This window comes from Limosilactobacillus sp. C0001E2, from assembly GCF_056590915.1.
This window is the reverse complement of the sequence record NZ_JBWPXC010000001.1, coordinates 259459-277805: the sequence shown is the minus strand read 5'-3', so window position 1 is coordinate 277805 and position 18347 is coordinate 259459. Positions and strand designations below refer to the sequence as shown.

18 protein-coding genes and 1 other RNA gene are annotated in these 18347 nt (G+C 42.5%); 17 read left to right on the top strand and 2 right to left on the bottom strand.

From position 1 onward, the window contains the following. The first annotated feature begins 43 nt into the window (after positions 1–43). The 9 genes from AC1EKL_RS01365 to AC1EKL_RS01325 all read left to right on the top strand — a co-directional run bounded on the left by AC1EKL_RS01365 (position 44) and on the right by AC1EKL_RS01325 (position 10577). Positions 44–772 (top strand): DnaD domain-containing protein, encoded by a 729-nt coding sequence (locus tag AC1EKL_RS01365; RefSeq protein WP_480189166.1) that lies wholly within the window; start codon positions 44–46, stop codon positions 770–772. Between the two features lie 94 nt (positions 773–866). Beyond that, the gene (locus tag AC1EKL_RS01360; protein ID WP_480189165.1) at positions 867–1871 is read left to right on the top strand and encodes a DUF1002 domain-containing protein; all 1005 of its coding nucleotides are present in this window, start codon (positions 867–869) and stop codon (positions 1869–1871) included. A 137-nt stretch (positions 1872–2008) separates the two neighbouring features. Further along, the gene (locus AC1EKL_RS01355) at positions 2009–2959 is read left to right on the top strand and encodes a DMT family transporter (protein WP_480189164.1); all 951 of its coding nucleotides are present in this window, start codon (positions 2009–2011) and stop codon (positions 2957–2959) included. 275 nt (positions 2960–3234) lie between these two features. Continuing rightward, positions 3235–4326, top strand: a complete 1092-nt coding sequence (gene pdhA / locus AC1EKL_RS01350) for a pyruvate dehydrogenase (acetyl-transferring) E1 component subunit alpha (RefSeq protein ID WP_480189163.1) — start codon at positions 3235–3237, stop codon at positions 4324–4326. A gap of 2 nt (positions 4327–4328) precedes the next feature. Continuing rightward, a complete protein-coding gene (locus AC1EKL_RS01345; protein WP_006916138.1) occupies positions 4329–5306 on the top strand; it encodes an alpha-ketoacid dehydrogenase subunit beta in 978 nt (325 codons plus the stop codon). 15 nt (positions 5307–5321) lie between these two features. Next, on the top strand, positions 5322–6917 hold the full coding sequence (locus tag AC1EKL_RS01340) for a 2-oxo acid dehydrogenase subunit E2 (protein WP_480189162.1): 1596 nt from the start codon (positions 5322–5324) through the stop codon (positions 6915–6917). A 7-nt stretch (positions 6918–6924) separates the two neighbouring features. Next, positions 6925–8331, top strand: coding sequence for a dihydrolipoyl dehydrogenase (gene lpdA / locus AC1EKL_RS01335; protein WP_480189161.1), 1407 nt, complete (start codon positions 6925–6927; stop codon positions 8329–8331). Between the two features lie 24 nt (positions 8332–8355). Beyond that, positions 8356–9375 (top strand): lipoate--protein ligase, encoded by a 1020-nt coding sequence (lplA, locus tag AC1EKL_RS01330; protein ID WP_480189160.1) that lies wholly within the window; start codon positions 8356–8358, stop codon positions 9373–9375. 80 nt (positions 9376–9455) lie between these two features. Further along, positions 9456–10577: an SGNH/GDSL hydrolase family protein gene (locus AC1EKL_RS01325; protein WP_480189159.1), complete on the top strand. Its 1122-nt coding sequence runs from the start codon at positions 9456–9458 to the stop codon at positions 10575–10577. Positions 10578–10624: 47 nt separating this feature from the next. Here AC1EKL_RS01325 and AC1EKL_RS01320 read toward each other — a convergent pair whose 3' ends face one another. Beyond that, entirely contained in the window at positions 10625–12850 is a 2226-nt protein-coding gene (locus AC1EKL_RS01320) for a transglycosylase domain-containing protein (RefSeq protein WP_480189158.1), read from the bottom strand. Continuing rightward, the gene (gene recU / locus AC1EKL_RS01315) at positions 12843–13478 is read right to left on the bottom strand and encodes a Holliday junction resolvase RecU (protein ID WP_480189157.1); all 636 of its coding nucleotides are present in this window, start codon (positions 13476–13478) and stop codon (positions 12843–12845) included. Before recU ends, AC1EKL_RS01320 begins: the two co-directional genes overlap by 8 nt. Positions 13479–13563: 85 nt before the next feature. Between recU and AC1EKL_RS01310 the strand changes: the two genes are divergently transcribed. The 8 genes from AC1EKL_RS01310 to AC1EKL_RS01275 all read left to right on the top strand — a co-directional run bounded on the left by AC1EKL_RS01310 (position 13564) and on the right by AC1EKL_RS01275 (position 18335). After that, positions 13564–14148: an SLOG family protein gene (locus tag AC1EKL_RS01310; RefSeq protein ID WP_480189156.1), complete on the top strand. Its 585-nt coding sequence runs from the start codon at positions 13564–13566 to the stop codon at positions 14146–14148. A 104-nt stretch (positions 14149–14252) separates the two neighbouring features. Next, positions 14253–14615 (top strand): cell division regulator GpsB, encoded by a 363-nt coding sequence (gene gpsB, locus AC1EKL_RS01305; protein ID WP_191975852.1) that lies wholly within the window; start codon positions 14253–14255, stop codon positions 14613–14615. A gap of 32 nt (positions 14616–14647) precedes the next feature. Beyond that, positions 14648–15021, top strand: an RNA gene (gene rnpB / locus AC1EKL_RS01300) — RNase P RNA component class B. A 135-nt stretch (positions 15022–15156) separates the two neighbouring features. Then, the gene (locus tag AC1EKL_RS01295; RefSeq protein WP_480189155.1) at positions 15157–16167 is read left to right on the top strand and encodes a LysM peptidoglycan-binding domain-containing protein; all 1011 of its coding nucleotides are present in this window, start codon (positions 15157–15159) and stop codon (positions 16165–16167) included. After that, entirely contained in the window at positions 16167–16367 is a 201-nt protein-coding gene (locus AC1EKL_RS01290) for a hypothetical protein (protein ID WP_480189799.1), read from the top strand. Before AC1EKL_RS01295 ends, AC1EKL_RS01290 begins: the two co-directional genes overlap by 1 nt. Further along, on the top strand, positions 16331–16642 hold the full coding sequence (locus AC1EKL_RS01285) for a hypothetical protein (protein WP_480189154.1): 312 nt from the start codon (positions 16331–16333) through the stop codon (positions 16640–16642). Before AC1EKL_RS01290 ends, AC1EKL_RS01285 begins: the two co-directional genes overlap by 37 nt. Before the next feature lie 81 nt (positions 16643–16723). After that, positions 16724–17890 (top strand): ATP-binding protein, encoded by a 1167-nt coding sequence (locus tag AC1EKL_RS01280; RefSeq protein ID WP_480190171.1) that lies wholly within the window; start codon positions 16724–16726, stop codon positions 17888–17890. Next, a complete protein-coding gene (locus AC1EKL_RS01275) occupies positions 17877–18335 on the top strand; it encodes an NUDIX hydrolase (protein ID WP_480189152.1) in 459 nt (152 codons plus the stop codon). The genes AC1EKL_RS01280 and AC1EKL_RS01275 overlap by 14 nt, the downstream gene beginning before the upstream one ends. The last annotated feature ends 12 nt before the right edge of the window (positions 18336–18347 follow it).

Here is an 18347-nt window from a genome sequence, read left to right as displayed (position 1 = left end):
AACTAGGCTTGGAATCATCTTATTAACCGAGAGGAGTTTTACAATGGATCAACAATCCTTCATGGAAAAGTATGTTACCGCAGGTACAACGGCAGTTAGTAACTTGCTTCTTCACCATTACCATGAAATTGGGATGACAACGGCGGAATTAATGGTTTACATTGAATTGCGTTCTTACATTGATCGTGGCCAAGGTGATCCAACGGTCAGCCAAATTGCCCGTCATTTAGGGACGACGGAAGATCAAGTTTATGATCTAATTAATCAAATGATCAAGGACCATTTGATGGTCCAAAAAATGGTAAAAAGTGCTGATGGCAAAGAGAGTATGGAATATAATTTTGCTCCATTGCTACATAAATTACAGCGTTTGATTGAGCAGCAAACGACAACCGCTCACCAGCAACAAACGAAGAATCAGCGCCAAGAGTTATTTGCAACTTTAGAGACGGAATTTGGACGTTTGTTAAACCCGATTGAAATGAGCTTAGTGAACGATTGGTTGGATCAGGATCATTATGATATTGAAATTATTAAGTTAGCTTTACGGGAAACCGTCTTAAATGGAAAGTATAATTTTAAATATATGGATCGGATTTTGAGTAACTGGGCGCGGCAAAATCTTAAAACTCCGCAAGCGGTGAAAGTGGCAATGAAACAATTTGATGAACAACACCACTATTCAAGTGGTAATTCTCAGCACGGGGTCCAGCCTTCGGGACAAAAAATTCCAATTTTCAAATTAAATAATACGGATTCTGATAATTCATAAATTCCACCAAAAGTTTTTAAGAATTAGTAGCTTCCGGTATTTTTACTAGGCAACGTTGTATAATTAGCTTAATAAAACATGTGGAGGATAAATCATGAAAACCACAACAAAAATTATTTCGTTAGCGTTATTAGCCACTACGGTGGTAGGGATTGCCAGCCTGCCAACCCAAGCGGTAATGGCTGACCAGCAAACGACGAGTGCAAGTAGTCAATCAAATACATCCACTCTCTCATCATCTTATGTTGTTTATGGTGCTGGGGCACCCCAAAGTGTTTATAGTGACTTAAACGATACGATGGATGTCGATTCGTCTTTTAAAAAGTTAACAGCGACAGCGGCTGATTATCAACAGTATATTGGCAATGACTCATCAACGACTAATGCCGCGATGATTTCATCAGTATCCATTGCGCCAACTGATCCTGGTTCGGGGGTTAATGTTAACATTCGTAAGTATAATGGCAAATCAAACATTACCAAAGTTACTGCGCAACAGTATGCAATGGTTGCGCAAATGGCCGGGGTAACAGATATTACAATTAATGTTACCGCTAATCGTCCTGTTTCTGGCGAGTCGGCATTGACAGGTGTTTACAAAGCATTTGCTGCGGATGGCCACCAACTAAATCCCCAAAATACCAGTGCGGCTAATTCAGTGATGGATGCTACACAGGGAGCCATTGATGCCAATTCTGATGATAAAAACTATGCTGGTAAATTAATGGCCGCCGTTGGTGATGTTTCTAAGCAGATTGCCCAAAAGAAACAGAATAGCGGGGAGTTAGCCACTAAACAGGATATTCAAAAGATGTTGAATGACGCTTTGGAAAAGCGGGGAATTGAAGATCAAACCTCAACGCACCAACAAAATAAGATTGCTAATTCCTTAGTTACTTTCCAAAATTCACCGATTTCCTCAAGTAAGACGTACGTTAATAATGTTACTAACACGATTAACAATGTTAAAAATTCAAGTGGTGATCTGATGAATAAGGCTAAGCAGTGGGCGAATAGTGATTCTGCCAAGCAAGCCGAGCAGCAAGCTTCAAACTGGTTCCAACGGTTGGTAAACTGGGTTCGTTCTTTCTTTAATTAAGTAATTGAACATTATTATTTAAAAAAGCTTTGTCAAACTAGTGACAAAGCTTTTTTTATGAGTATTTTTTCTAAAAAGTCAAGCAACTTCTTAAATCATGATAAGATATTACTTATTTTGAATAAGGAGAAAGACAATTGACAAATCATAACCAAGTCAGAAAAGGAATCCTCTGGGCGGCCATGGCGTCATTTAGTTGGGGGATTTCGGGAACGGTTCTACAGTTAATTTCACAAAATTTGGCCATTCCGGCCTCATGGATGCTGTCGACGCGGACGTTCTTTACCGGATTGATTTTATTACTGATTAGTGCCTTTTTATACCGAGGACAAATTTTCAACGTCTTTAAGGATCGGACCAGTTTGATCTCTGTATTTACTTACGCGATTTTTGGGTTGGCGTTTAATTTGTTGACCTTCTACTATGCAATTCAAACCGGGAACGCATCTACTGCAACAATTTTGCAGTATCTCTCACCGCTGTTCATCGTGCTTGGTTCGGTCATTTTTCAACGCAAAATGCCAATGCGCAGTGATTTGATTGCGTTCATTCTGGCATTATTAGGGGTCTTTCTTTGCATCACCCGGGGAGATTTTTCTCACTTAGCAGTCCCATTTATTTCTTTGATGTGGGGGTTCGGTTCAGGCATTACTGCTGCTTTCTATGTTGTTTTACCTAAGAAAGCGGCTGCCAAGAATCCACCATTAGTAGTCCTCGGTTGGGGAACCATGATTGCTGGAATCTTTTTCAATTGTTTCCGGCCATTTTGGGTTAATCCACCGCACCTGACAGTAACCTTAGTCTCATCAGTTGCTACGGTAATGCTTTTTGGGACCATTATTCCCTTTGGAATGTTACTGTATGCCTCGCGAATTGCCCCATCTGACGTAATTAGTATTATGGATGCTGCACAACCGATTACCACCAGTATTTTGAGTGTTATTTTCTTCCACTTGAATATGAATTGGGTCGAAGCAGGCGGAATCTTAATTGTGATTGTTGCAATCTACATTCTTCAGCGTGGTCGGCGGGAAAACACTGCTGTCGCCCCTGAACTAAATGATGATGAGGCTGATCTGCACTATTAAAATCAACTTATCTTTGCGGTCTGGTTTTCCAGACCGCGTTTTTTTATCCTTTGCTAAATCAAATCGGCAATTGGTCCAGAAGTTCACAATTCAGCAAAGTTGCTAATTACAAAATTAATTCATCTAGAATTCGTTGGTTTAACAACAACGTAGCCGGGTAGTGTGCATAATAATTACCGTGTAAATTTACACAAAATTGAATAATATAAAAAAAGATGTAGAATACTATATTTAAGCGTTATCAGCTTGGACAAATATTAAGGAAGTGCAAACAAATGGCTCAATTAGATTTTGAAAAATTAAAGCACACCCCACAATACCAAACACTGCAAGTGTTGAACGAAAATGGGGAAGTTGTGAACCAGGATATGATGCCTGATTTAACGGATGATCAACTTGTTGACCTATTTAAACAAATGATCTGGTCGCGGATTGTTGATGACCGGACGACCAAGCTCAACCGCCAAGGACGGCTTGGCTTCTTCGCGCCAACTGCTGGTGAAGAGGCCAGTCAGATGGCTTCTAACTACGCTATGACGAAGGACGATTACCTGCTGGGTGGTTATCGTGATGTTCCGGAATTAGTTAAACATGGTTTGCCACTCGCCAAGGCCTTTATGTGGTCCAAAGGAATGGTTAATGGTAATAAGTATGAGGCAGACTTGAATGCGATGCCGCCACAAATTATTATTGGTGCCCAGTATGTACAAACTGCTGGAGTCGCGCTCGGTTTAAAGAAGAAGGGCAGCAAGGCGCTTGCCTATACCTATACCGGTGACGGTGGAACTTCGCAAGGTGACTTTTACGAAGGAATGAACTTTGCGGGAGCATTTAAAGCCCCAGCCCTCTTCGTGGTTCAAAACAACCTCTATGCAATTTCTGTACCACGGGAATTACAAACTGCTGCGCCAGTTTTGGCACAAAAAGCGGTGGCTGTTGGGATTCCTGGTGTGGTTGTTGACGGAATGGATGCCCTGGCGGTTTATACTGCAGCTAAGCAAGCGCGTGATTACATTGTTGCTGGAAATGGTCCAGTCATGCTAGAGACACTGACTTACCGGTACGGTCCTCACACCTTATCAGGCGATGATCCAAAGCGCTACCGGACAAAAGAAGAGGAAGATGCTTGGCATGCTAAGGATCCATTAACTAGAATGCGTAAATTCCTAACCGCTAAAGGAATCTGGAATGAAGAACAAGAAACAGCATACGAAAAAGAAGTTGAAGCAGAAATTGATGACGCAATCCATGAAGTTGAATCTCAACCAGCGGAATCAGTAACTGAGTATCTTAAGAATGAATTTGTAGAAACGCCACCAGCAATTCAAAAACAAATTGACGAATATACAGCAAAGGAGGGCAAGTAATCATGGCTAAATTAACAATGATTAAAGCAATTACCAACGCCCTAGATGAAGAATTGGCCCATGACGATCAGGTGCAAATTTTTGGTGAAGATGTTGGTAAAAATGGTGGTGTTTTCAGAGCTACCGATGGTCTGCAAGCAAAGTATGGAAAAGATCGGGTTTATGATACGCCGTTAGCTGAATCCGGTATTATTGGGTTAGCCAATGGATTGGCAATGCAAGGCTTCCGCCCCGTTCCTGAAATTCAATTTATGGGCTTTGTTTTTGAAGCATTCGACCAAATCGCTGGTCAATTAGCACGTGAACGGTTCCGGATGGGAGGATCACGGAAGTATCCAGTCACCATTCGAACGCCATTTGGTGGTGGTGTGCACACTCCAGAACTGCACTCAGATAGTTTTGAAGGCTTGGTTGCACAAGTTCCTGGATTACGCGTGGTTGTCCCAAGTGGTCCCTATGACGCCAAAGGACTTTTGATTTCTTCCATTCGTTCTGACGATCCGGTTATTTTCTTGGAACACATGAAGTTATATCGTTCTGTGAAGGAAGAAGTTCCAGAGGATGCCTATACAGTACCGTTGGATCAAGCGGCCGTAAAGCGGGAAGGAACCGATGTTTCAATTATTACTTATGGTTACATGGTTCAAGCGAGTCTTAAGGCTGCCGATCAACTGGCCAAGGAAGGTATTAATGCGGAAGTTGTTGATTTGCGAACGATTGCCCCATTAGATGAAGACACAATTCTCGCCTCCGTGAAAAAGACTGGTAAGGCGGTTCTGGTTCAAGAAGCACAACGTCAAGCCGGTGTTAGTGCTCAAGTAGCCGCCTTAATTGCGGAAAAGGGAATATTATCATTGGATGCCCCAATTAAGCGGGTGGCAGCTCCAGATACGCCATATCCATTTAGTCAAGGTGAAACGGCATGGTTGCCAAATACGCAAGATATTGTTGATGCCGTTAAAGAAACCGTTAATTTTTAATGAGGTGAACAAAGAATGAGTGAGAAATACCAATTTAAATTGTCAGACATTGGTGAAGGAATGGCCGAAGGGACTGTCGGTGAATGGCATGTCCAAGAAGGCGATACCATTAAGAAGGACGATGATCTCGTTCAAATTGAAAACGATAAGTCCGTCGAAGAACTGCCATCACCCGTGGATGGAACAATTGATAAGATTCTTGTCCCAGCAGATGAGACTGCCGAGGTTGGTCAACCATTAGTAGAAATGACGGTTGCTGATGGACTCGGCAATGTTGACGCGACTGCTGCGCCAGCTAAAAAAGCAGCAGCTCCGAAGCAAAGTGACAATAGTGCCAATGGCCAGGACATTTATGAATTTAAACTCCCAGATATTGGTGAAGGAATGGCCGAAGGAACTGTTGATGAATGGCATGTCAAAGTTGGCGATACCATTAAAAAAGATGATGACCTGGTTCAAATTGAAAACGATAAATCTGTTGAAGAATTACCATCACCCGTTGACGGAACAGTGCTAGAAATTTTGGTTCAACCAGATGAAACAGCCGAAGTTGGCCAACCACTCGTTAAGCTTTCGGTAGCTAAAGGGTTGGGTAACGTTAGTGGTTCAGCTGCTACGAGTACTCCAGCTCCGCAGGTTCCTGCTGCTTCAACAAATGATCCTACTGAAGCTGTTGCACCAGCTCAGGCAGACCACTCTGTGCCAGTTTTGGCAATGCCGGCAGTTCGTAAGTTTGCCCGCGATAATGACGTTCAATTAACGGCTGTCAAGGGAACCGGTCGCCATGGTCAAATTTTGAAGAGTGATGTTGAAGCATTTATGAAGGCACCATCATCAGCTGTTGCTTCATCAACCACTTCCAATGCAACAGCGTCAGCTGAACCTGCACCCGCAAGTGTAGATAGCGCATGGCCAACGCACGCTGAGAAGATGACACCAGTGCGGAAAGCTACGGCGAAGGCAATGATTAAGTCAGCATCAGAAATTCCAATGATTCATCTCTTTGATGAAGTTAATGTGGATAAACTCTGGGATCACCGTAAGAAGTACAAGGAATTGGCGAAGGAACATGGTGTTCATTTAACCTTTATGGCTTATATGACCAAGGCATTAGCGGTAATTATGAAGGAATTCCCAGTCTTTAACGCTACTGTAGACATGGATAATCACGCTATTAACTACCGTGACTACATCAATGTTGGAATTGCTACGGATACTGATCGTGGGTTGTTTGTACCAAATGTTAAGCATGCTGATTCACGTAGCTTGTTTGCGATTGCCAAGCAAATTTCGACGAACACCGCAAAGGCCAAGGATGGTAAGCTAAGTGCCGATGACATGGGACACACCGGAATGTCAATTACGAATATTGGCTCTATTGGTGGTGGCTTCTTTACCCCATTGATTAACTGGCCTGAAGTAGCGATTTTAGGTATGGGGAAGATTTCTCCAGAACCAATTGTCGAAAATAATCAGGTTAAGATTGCCAAAGTGCTTAAACTTTCACTGGCAGTGGATCACCGCATCATTGATGGTGGAACTGCACAACGGGCAATGAACCGATTAAAGGAATTATTAGCAGATCCAGAACTACTGTTAATGGAAGGGTGATTGAATAATGGTTGTAGGCGATTTTCCAATTGATTTAGATACGGTTGTAATTGGTTCTGGTCCTGGTGGTTACGTTGCTGCGGTTCATGCTGCCGAATTAGGCCAAAAGGTAACAGTGATTGAAGAAAATGATCAACTTGGTGGGGTTTGTCTCCGGGTTGGTTGTATTCCTTCAAAAGCGCTAATTCAAGTTTCCCATGATTATCAGACGACGTTGCATTCTGCAGATGAAGGAGTTAATGCGAGTGGTGTTGATTTAGATTGGTCAAAGGTCCAAGGATATCGCGGTTCAGTTGTCCAGCGAATGACTAATGGGGTGGCCTACCTCTTTAAGAAAAATAAAATTGATGTGATTCATGGACGGGCCTTTTTGAAAGATCAACATAGTTTACGGGTAATTAAGGGTGATAGTGCACAAACTTATACCTTCAAGAACTTAATCATCGCGACAGGCAGTCATCCAATCGAAATTCCAGGGTTTAAGTTTAACGGCCTGGTGATTGATTCGACAGGTTTGTTAGAGCTTCAACAACAGCCAAAAGAGTTAGTAATCATTGGTGGTGGCTACATTGGTTGTGAACTAGCATCAGCATATGCCAACTTTGGGACCCACGTTACCATCTTAGAAGGAACTGACGCTATCCTGCGAAACTATGAAAAGGATGTTGTTAAGATTGCGCAGAAGAACCTTGAAAAGCGTGGGGTCACCATTGTTACTAATGCCATGGCAAAATCAGCGGTTGATGATAGCAATGGAGTTACTGTAACCTATACCTTAAATGATCAGGAAGAAACCGTTAATGCTGATAATGTCTGTGTTGCAGTTGGTCGGCGACCAAATACCAAGGACATCGGTTTAGAGCAGGTTGGCATTCAAACTGATCAACGGGGATTAATTAATGTTGATGCCCAAGGACGGACCAACATTGATAATATTTATGCAATTGGTGATATTGTTGCCGGGGCCGCACTTGCTCATAAGGCAAGTTATGAAGGAAAAGTCGCTGCTGAAGCAATTGCCGGTCAAAAATCAGTGGTTGATTACCGTGCAATGCCAGCGGTTTGCTATGTTGATCCAGAAATTGCGACGACTGGATTGACCGTTGCCGAAGCTAAGGATCGGGGCTTGGATGTCAAATCAGCTAAGTTCCCATTCTCTACTAATGGCCTGGCAGTTTCTATGCACGCACCAGATGGCTTTGTTCGACTCGTCTTTACCAAAGACCAATCACAAATCGTGGGTGCTCAAATTGTCGGTGCGGATGCCTCTGATTTGATTAGTGAACTTACACTAGCGATTGAATCTGGTGCAACGGTTGAAGATGTGGCTTTGACTGTCCACCCCCACCCGTCACTTTCTGAAGCAATTATGGATAGTGCAGATGTTGGTCTTGGGATGCCAACGAATATTTAATACAATGGAAAGAGAATTAAAGTAATGCAATATTTAGCAATGAAAAGTCATGACATTCGTCGTAATCTAGCTACTGAACAATATTTAATGAATAGTGACCGAATTAAGCCACCATTTATGTTGTTCTACATCGAGCAAGGTTGTATTATTGTTGGACGGAATCAAAATACCCTCGAAGAAATTAATCAACAATATTGTGAGGAACATGGGGTAACAGTTACCCGACGGCTTTCCGGTGGGGGTGCAATGTACCAAGACCTTGGTAACTTGTGTTTTAGTTTTGTGGTCCCAGCGGATGAAATCCGGTTTGGAGATTTTAAAGACCTTGTTAAACCAGTTGTCGACGCCTTGCATGAAATGGGATGTACCGGAGCTGAAGTTACGGGTCGTAATGACATCGTGGTGGACGGTAAAAAATTCTCTGGTAATGCGATGTATACCCGTGGTGGGAAGACTTTCTCTCACGGAACTTTGATGTATAACGTAAATACTGATTCAGTTGCGCATGCACTCCGGGTTCCAAAGGATAAAATTGCTTCAAAGGGCATTAAGTCTGTTCGTTCACGAGTTACCAATATCATGCAGTATCTGAAACCGGAATATCAAAATTTAACGACAATGGAATTTCGGGATGAATTAATTAAGCACATTTACCATACCGATACTTTGAAAGCAGCTCAGGAAAATGAATATCATTTGACCACCGAAGATAACGCTGCAATTGATAAAATTGAACAGCAATTGTATAAAAATTGGGATTGGGTCTATGGTAAATCACCTGAATTTACGGTTAAGAAACGTCACCACTTTACGAGTGGTACGATTGATGCCCGCTTCTTAATTGAAGATGGTTTAGTTAAAAACTTAAAAATTTATGGAGACTTCTTTGGTACTGCCAATGTCCAGGATTTGGAAGAGGCAATTAAAGGATTGCGGTATGATCCTGCAGCTATCCGAGCAGCGTTAGACCAGTTTGATTTAAACAAGTATTTTATGGGGATTCCCCAAGCGGATGTGATTGATTTAATTGCTGAACAGCATTAATAATAAACTCACGGGCTCTAGAGTTTGGTTTTGCCAGACACTAGAGCCCATTGATGTAATAATGAATGGAGGGGCGAGAAATGCAGTGGGTGCCAAGTCACTATCAAGCAACACATGATATGAGTGCGCTACCGTTTCATTATGATGCACTATGCCAAGTGGTTAAGGTAACGCCGACAATTAGTGGGAACCAAATGCGCCTGAAATTAACCAATCGCTTTGGTCGGCACGCGTTGTTATTTGACCACGTCCAGGTTGCAAAGACACCGCATTTTACAGCTACGCAGCAAGTAACCTTTCATCATCAACCGCAAATTATAATTCCAGAACATAGCGTTATTTGGACAGATCCAGTAGATTTTCCGATCAAGGTTGGTCAGCCAGTCTATATTAAGATGATTGCTAACCATCCGCAGAAGTATGTTGATTTTGCTTCAACCTATCAAACCACACTCACTAACGCGGCCCTTTCACGGCAGAGTGATTTCATTCCGCCGCTCACGGAGCGATGGCGGAACCGAAAAGGGTGGTTCAGTTTAGAAAGCTTGGAGGTATTCTCGTCAACTAGCCCTGTATACGTTGAGATCACCGGGGACTCATTGGTTGAAAGTGGAATGGTGGTTGCCGAACTTATTCACTATTTCAATCAATCTAATCCGAATCAACTTTGCTGGTTACAAACTGGAATTTCTGGCAATCAACTCTGTCATGATGCACCAATGGAAGAACCATTGTATGAAACTTTTGGGCGTAGCCTTTTAAAACGTCTTCAGAAGTCAACACTGCGGCCTAATATGACCATTGCCATCATTGGGACAAACGACCTAATTTTGCCATTCTATAGCAAAACGATGGCAGAACAAAACGTCGCTCCCCGAGAAATTATCAGTGGATATCAACAATTAGCTACAATTTGTCGTGCTCGGCAAAGCGCATTATTGACAACTACCATTGCGCCATTACGTTTGTTTGATTTACCTGATCCTTTACCGGCTGAGCAAATTATTACCAGCCAGCGGCGAACGATTAATACGTGGCTGCGTCAGCAGTCATGGATTGTCGATGGGGCACGTCAACTCCGTGATGCTCACGATAATTTAACAGCTAAGTACGATTTTGGTGATCATCTGCATTGGTCGCCAGCAGGTGGTCAAGAAATTGCTAAACTGCTGATTCCGCAGATTAAAAAATTGGTTAATTAAAAAGCATCCGTTAATATCATTACAATATTAACGGATGCTTTTATCAGTTATTGACCACCTGTAGGTGAAGTTTGAGTAGCATTTGAAGATTCAGTTGCGCTTCCACCGTTACCATTGTTATTACCTTCGGTAGCAGATGAACTAGCAGCACTTGAGGAATTACTACTGCTGCTCTCAAAGTATGAGCTGACGGAAGAGGATAAGCTCGAACTAGAACTTTCACTGCTTGAAGAACTGGATGAACTATCGTCATCGTCAATGGCAGTGTATTCAAGCGCCCACTTAGAGTCTTTAACCACGAGGCCACGCCGTCCACGATAACGAACTGCTTCAACGGTATCAGGCATTCGCCAATCACTGGCGTGGTTCTTACCGTCTAAGTATTCCATAATTGCGCGGTAAAGTAAGATCGCGGACTTTTCATAAGCACTTGAAATCGAATTCTTCATTGGCTGATCATAACCAGTCCAGATGGCCACTGAGTAATTCTTCGTATACCCAGCCATCCATGAATCCATGACCCGAGATTGACTGTGCCCAGAAGGATAATTCGTGGTCCCGGTCTTGCCGGCTTGGTGGACACCACTAATGTGGGCAGCGGTCCCCGTACCATCGGAACTGTCAATTACACCCTTGAGCATGTAGGTAATCATGTATGCTGTTGCCTTGCTCATCGCACGTTTACCATGCTTCCCATAGTTAATGGTCTTGCCATCCTGAGTAGTAATTGATGAGATGTAGTAAGGTTTGTAATAAGTCCCACCATTTGCAAAGGCAGCGTAGGCTGCTGAAACTTGCAGTGGTGAAACATATAATCCAATCCCGTTATTCAAGGTGAAGGCCTTTTTCTGGGAAATTCCTAATCCGTTTAAGAACGTTGTTGCCCGCGAGATGCCGACCTTTTGCAAGGCCCGAATAGCAGGGATGTTTCGGGATTGAACCAGTGCGTCTTGCATGGTCATGGTTCCCTTGGTCTTGTTGTCGAAGTCGTGAAGCTCAGTATTGGTTCCGGGCCAAATAAACTTGGTATCACGCAATGTATAGAAAGTTGGCCAATTCAGATATTCAATTGCCGGACCGTAATCCATCAGCGGCTTAGCAGTAGAACCAGAAGAACGGTTAGTCTGGACCGCCCGGTTCAAACCATACACAATGTTTCCGGTATGCCGACCACCTAGCATGGCAACAATTTGACCATTACGAGGGTTAGTAACCGCCACTCCAGTCTGCATTTGGCTACTTTGGAAAGAGACGGAATTATTAGCGGCATCATACAATTTCTTCTGTGCGCCAAGATCCATGTTGGTGTGTACTTGAAGCCCGTCGGTTTGGGGATTGTAACCCTTTTGCTCAAGTTGAGCTAATACTTCTTTGACGTAGGCGTCAATAACGGGTTCCTTCACATTAACATCATTTGACTTAGTATTGCCGTGCGTTTTGTCTAAACCATCGGTCACGGCTTCTGATTTAGCGCTGTTAGCTTGGGCTTGACTAATATACTTGCTTCGCACCATGGCGTTTAACACTTGGTTACGCCTGATTGTGGCGGCTTTAGTATCACTTACCGCAGGGTTGTAGTATGTTGGTGACTGCGGAATTCCTGCCAACATGGCCATTTGGGCCAATGATAATTCATTGAGGTTTTTCCCGTAGTAGTATTGAGCAGCGGTCTTCATGCCGTAGACCCCATTGCCCATGTAGACTTTATTGATGTAAAACTTCAAAATTTCATTCTTTGAAAAGTTTCGATCAACGTTAATTGCTAGCCATGCTTCTTGGGCCTTCCGTTTAAAAGTCCGGTCTGAAGCAGCTGTTGAGAAGACGGAAAGCTTAACTAATTGCTGAGTTAGTGTACTACCACCCTGCGTCCCATCGGAATGGTGGAACACATTATTTAAGGCTGCCCCAAAAATCCGTGTCGGGTCAACCCCGTGATTTTTATAAAAGCGCCGATCTTCAATCGCCACCACAGCGTGTTTTAAAGTTGTTGGAATTTCGTTTGATTTAGCATATTGTCGCTTTTGAGCTCCCAAGCGGGAAACCACTTTATTGTTGGCATCGTAAATCGTTGTGGTGGATTGACTAGCCAATTCACTCCGACTGATTTTTGGTGCACTGGATGCCCAGTAAAAGAAGAGGGCGGCTCCGGCGATAATTAGTAAAACGATAATTCCCACGGCCCACAGGAGCACTTTTTTGATCAGCGGTCCGCGACTAGTGCTTTCCTCCAGCTCATCATTTTGACGACGGCTGGGAAATTCGTCATTATTCATTCTTTTCTCCTTTTTTATAGATGGCAATTAACCGATCAACGGCTGGCAGGTATTGGAGCCGTGGATTTAACCCATATTCGACGGGAATGCCATCTTTTTTAATGGTGGTTAGAGTAATTGAACTTTTTCCGCCATTTTGTTGGTCTTGCCAGTAGGCAAAAAGTTTGGTTGCTGGTAATAAGTATAGCAAATCCAAAGTGGTGAATTTAATGAATGCAAAACAGATACCACCTTGTTTAACACACGCCATCAAATGATCAATTTGGTGTTGATGAAAGTTCTTCAACGGGAATGATCGTTTATTGCGGGTTTCCTTTGCATCAAAGTCAATGTAATAGCCTTTGTAGACCCCATTATAGTCAGTCGTTGAAGGGCGTCTGAAGTAGGCTTCTCTGATTACGGCAGCACTTCGCTTTGGGTAATCAACTTTTACCAATTGAATGGGGGTTGGCTTTTTATGAATAACCGCTTGGTGGGTGGCTCGGTAGTATTGATTGCTTTCGTTAATTTCTTTTTCCAAGGACATTCCCCGCTTACTATATGAAGATTGGCGTGGGGCAGGTAAATGATTCACCGGTTGTGTCCGGTGAAGGTGTGGCCCTTGTCCACTTGGATAGTGAATACTCATTATGGCTCCTCCCTTGACTACGTGCTATTATACCAGAGAAATAAAAAATACATTCAATAGTTAATCATAATCTGGAGGAATTGAAGTGTATCGTGTCTGGTTAACTGGCTATCGGGCCTACGAGTTAAGCGTTTTTCAGGACAATGACCCGAAAGTAAAGGTTATTAAAAATGTCTTAAAAAAAGCGCTCATTGAGCGTCTAAACAACCATTCAGATGAATTTTGGGTCATTAGTGGACCGCAAATGGGGGTTGAACGGTGGGGAATTGAAGTTGCTCTTGAGCTCAAGAAAGCTTATCCCCAGTTGAAAACCTCAATTATGGACCCATATGCGCAGGTGGCTGCGCGTTGGAAAGCGGAGAATCAAGAAAAATTAATGGCGACTTTGCAGCGGGTTGATTTTCATGCACTAGTCAGCAATCAGCCGTACCAGTCGCCACAGCAATTACAGAATTATCAACGGTTTATGCTTGAGCATACTGATGAATTACTGACGGTATTTGATGCTGATCGTGAGTCCGAGAGCGAACAAGTCAGTAAGCCTTCGTGGGATTATCGGGCCGCACTCAAATATCAAGAGGACCATGACTACCAGTTAACTACGATTGATTTTGATGAACTTCAGGAAGCAGCAATGGAGTTAAATGAAGAACAAAATCCGGATTATTAATTTTTGTTGAGATTTTAAGTTTCTGGTACATGATACTTGTAATTATAAGGGAAGTTCGCTAAAATATTGTGTTGTCGGATTATTTATAGATTGAGGTGTTTAGGTTGGATAACATTAAGTTTACGCCACAAGATATTTTACATAAGCAATTTAAAGAAAAAAGCATTGGTAAGGGGTACGATGTTGATGATGTCGATTCATTCTTAGATGACGTCATTAAAGACTATGATACCTTCAATAAGACTGTTCAGTCCCTTCAAGACGAAAATGAACGGCTCAAGGCAAAAGTTGACGAACTTAACCGTCAAGTCGAGGTTGGTTCTTCAATTGGTGCCAGTGCGCCAACTAATAGTCAACCGGTATCCAATGCCACTAATATGGATATTTTAAAACGGCTATCCAACCTGGAACGTCGGGTGTTTGGTTCACAACTAAATAACGACGATAACGATTCACACCTTCTTTAATTGAGATCCGTAAAAATTTGAAAAAATTTGCAGACTTTGGGTAATCGAGCACAGCAATTGTTGTGTTAGGAAGGTCCATGCTCGCACGAGCTGCGATGCTCGTAGTGTTTGTGCTCGCTGAAACGATAAGGCGGGGCACCGATTTTCGGTGACGGCGGAAAAAGCGGCTACGGCTTTAGCTATGCCCTAGTATTCCTGAAAAGTGCCACAGTGACGAAGCAGGATTGGAAACAATTCTGATGGAACGCGGTAAACCCCTCAAGCGGTAAACCCAAACTACGGTCGGGGAGCTTTGGATAACAAATTGAAGTGATTCCAGGGGAGCGTCTTTGACGCTGAGATAGATGATTACCACTGTATAATTTGTGCCTGACGATTATACTTTGACAAAACATGGCCTACAGAAGTTTGCAATTCAGGTGCCCGGTTTTCCGGGCTTTTTTTGTATTCGGGATTATTAATAAAATTATTGAAACTCAACAAGAGGAGCAGTACACTAAGTTTGTGATACTTTGATTACTTTAGGGAGGAACATCAAGTAATGACTAGAAAAAAACAACTTTCCGCCTTGTTAATGAGTGCGGTGCTTGCTGGATCCACTTTTTTGGTACCAGTTGTAATGGCTGATACGGTTAATGGGAGTGTTGAAGAACAGGCTGATATCACCAATTGGGTCGCAAATACCCCACAACAAATTTCTGACAATATGGCAATGCAGCATATTAATACTAATGATCTCAATGGGACTAAGTACATTGTGCAGTGGGGCGACACTTTGTCAGGAATTTCTGCTGCAACGGGAATTTCGGTTGCAAAATTAGCTTATGATAATCATATTCAAAATATTAATTTGATTTACGCTGGGCAAACGCTGATTTTAAATCGGAACGGCAATGTTCCAGAAAACTATCATGTCGTCGGTGATCCTAACCAGGTTGTCATTTCAAAAACGACAATCAATCATGGCCCCAAGAACGTTAAATTTGTGGTTAGCCCAAAGGTGACAGTTAATAACGATAACAGCACTAATACTACGACGACTAACAATGATTCTGGTAATGATCAATCATCAACTAATAATGAAACCAGTAGTGATGACCAAGATGATAACGAGAGTACTAACAATAGCTCGACTAGTCACCATCAGAAGTCTTCTACTAAGTCAGCAAAGGCGCCGGCAGATGCTGATGATTTAGCCGATAATTTAAGTAATGCTGCGGATGATAATGACGATGATTTAAGTTTTACTAAATATGACGAAGATGATGCTGACAATCTAAAAACCGTTGATTTAGATGATGATGCTGAAGCAATTAATAAGGCGGTCGCAAAGGGAAAGTTTAAGAAGGCAGAACGCCTTATTAAGAAGCACCTGGATGATGATCAAAAAGATGCAGTTGTCGACTACAAAGATGGTGAAGTTACTGTCTACACAAAGAAAGACTCTGATGATTCATCTTCTAGTGACCATGATAATTCCAGCGATCAGGACCAGAATAATGATAGTCAACAGGTAGACTCACAAGACGATAATGATGAGGATGACGACTAATGAAGATGTGGACACGAAAAAAGAAAATTACCATTAGCGTAATTATTGCCATTGTTGTGATCTTAGTGGGCGGCTACTTATTTGGAACTCATCGGGTCGCTAGCACAGTTCCAGGACATGTCTACCAATACACGCGAGTGTCAATGGAAATAATAAGTTGTACATGGCGTTTTCTAAAAATACTGATCAAGTGGTCGTAACGGCAGATAAGGACAAAGCGCTTAAAGCCAATGCCAACGATCATGATTTCCAAACAATTTACAATGGGGAGAGTAAAAATGGAACCTGGCAATATTTGGCCAAGGGAAGCCATTTGACACTTTCTAAATCGCAATCTGGTAAAAATTCACGGTGGCAATACAACCGGGTACTTGTGTTGGGCAAGAAGATGTATGCTGGCAGTTTTACTTATCAAATTGCGAATGCCGGTCAAGGAGTCGATCGTAAAAATACCACATTTGAGCAACTCCGCTAGGCAAGCGACTTTAATAGCCAGAATGACGTTTGTTATTCTGGCTATTTTCGTTCATAATGGATTTATGATGGAGGATCGATGATGAGAAATTTTGCGCGTTCAATCAGTAGTTTAAACCAGGTACCAACTTCAGCGGAACTTACTGGGTCCCACCTGTTGATTACCGGTCAAACTGGAAGCGGCAAGACGACTACCACGCTATCACTATTGAGTCAGTTGCAGCAAACTACTGGAACGGTGATTGTGTTAGATCCAACGGGAGAGTATACTAAATTGCCAAACGCGGTGGTCTATCGACTCGGGGCCAATGCCTATCTTGATGCTGGACAATTCAGTGCAGCTGAGTTATTACGAATTACTGGTTTACCACATTCACTCGCTCAGCTACTGAACCAAGCAATGAATTCACTACGGATAAAGCAAAATATTCAAGGGACTTCACAAATCTTTAAAAAGATTAATTATCCAATCAATCAGTATCTGCAACAAGTGGCGCAGTTAACTGACTGGAGTTCGTCGTATCCGATCAAGCTGCTTGCCCAGCAAATAATTGAAGAATTGGTGGTACCATTTGCGGATCACCGGGCAAATTATGATGTTTGTGGTCAAGAATATGATTATCGGCAGATTCGTCAACTATGGCCATCACTCGTAAAATTACGAACCCAAATTGCTCAACCAGCGTTTCAATCATTATTTGGGACTGGGCAGCAGGGTGGTTCGTTAACTGAATTAAATTATATTCTACGGATGTTTTTAACTCAGCCGGCTGACCATCAAACGTTGGTGATTGACTTATCACCATTGAAACAATATGAAGAGGTGCAGAGTACAGTTATTTCTATCCTGTTGAAGCATTTATTAAACGAACGTTTATGGACTACTACTAATCGGTTACCAGTTAAAGTCGTCATTGATGAGGCCCATCGCTATCTGCCAACAAATGGTGATTTGAAAAATAATGGTATTTTTCAAATCGCGCGGGAAGGGCGTAAGCTAAATTTAGCGTTAATTATCACCACTCAATCACCATTGGATTTACCGAGTGAATTGCGGTCACAGTTCGGTAATTTGATTGTTCATCATTTAGCGGCGCCGCAAGAATGGGTAGCTTTTCCATGGGCTCATGAAAATAATGATCATTTGGTGACGGGTATGGCAGTGATGAAGTGCGGATTAAATGATGCAGTAACGGCGAGGATTAATTTACCAGCATGGTGGGAAAGGAGCCGACATGGCATATATTAAGGAACTTCGACAACGAGTTGGTCACATGCCGTTGATTATGACCTCTGCTTCCGGAGCGTTATTGAATGACCAACGACAAATCTTATTACAAGAACGGGCTGATACTGGTAACTGGGGATTTCCGGGTGGTTATATGGAATACGGGGAAAGTTTTCACCAAACGCTAGTCCGTGAATTTAAGGAAGACGCTGGATTAAAGGTCCAGCCAGTGAAGCTTTTAGGAATTCTGGATCAGGATTTGTATCAATACCCAAATGGTGATCTGGTTCAACCAGTGAACGCTTTTTATTTGGTTCAGTTAGATGATCAGCATCATTATGCAACTAAGTCGTCTGAAACCACTAGCTTAAAATACTTTGATGTTGACCAGCCACCCCACTTTTTTAATCAGCAACATGAAAAAATGTGGGCAATCATTGTTAAATATTTAAATAATTTGAAGTAATCAATAAATGAG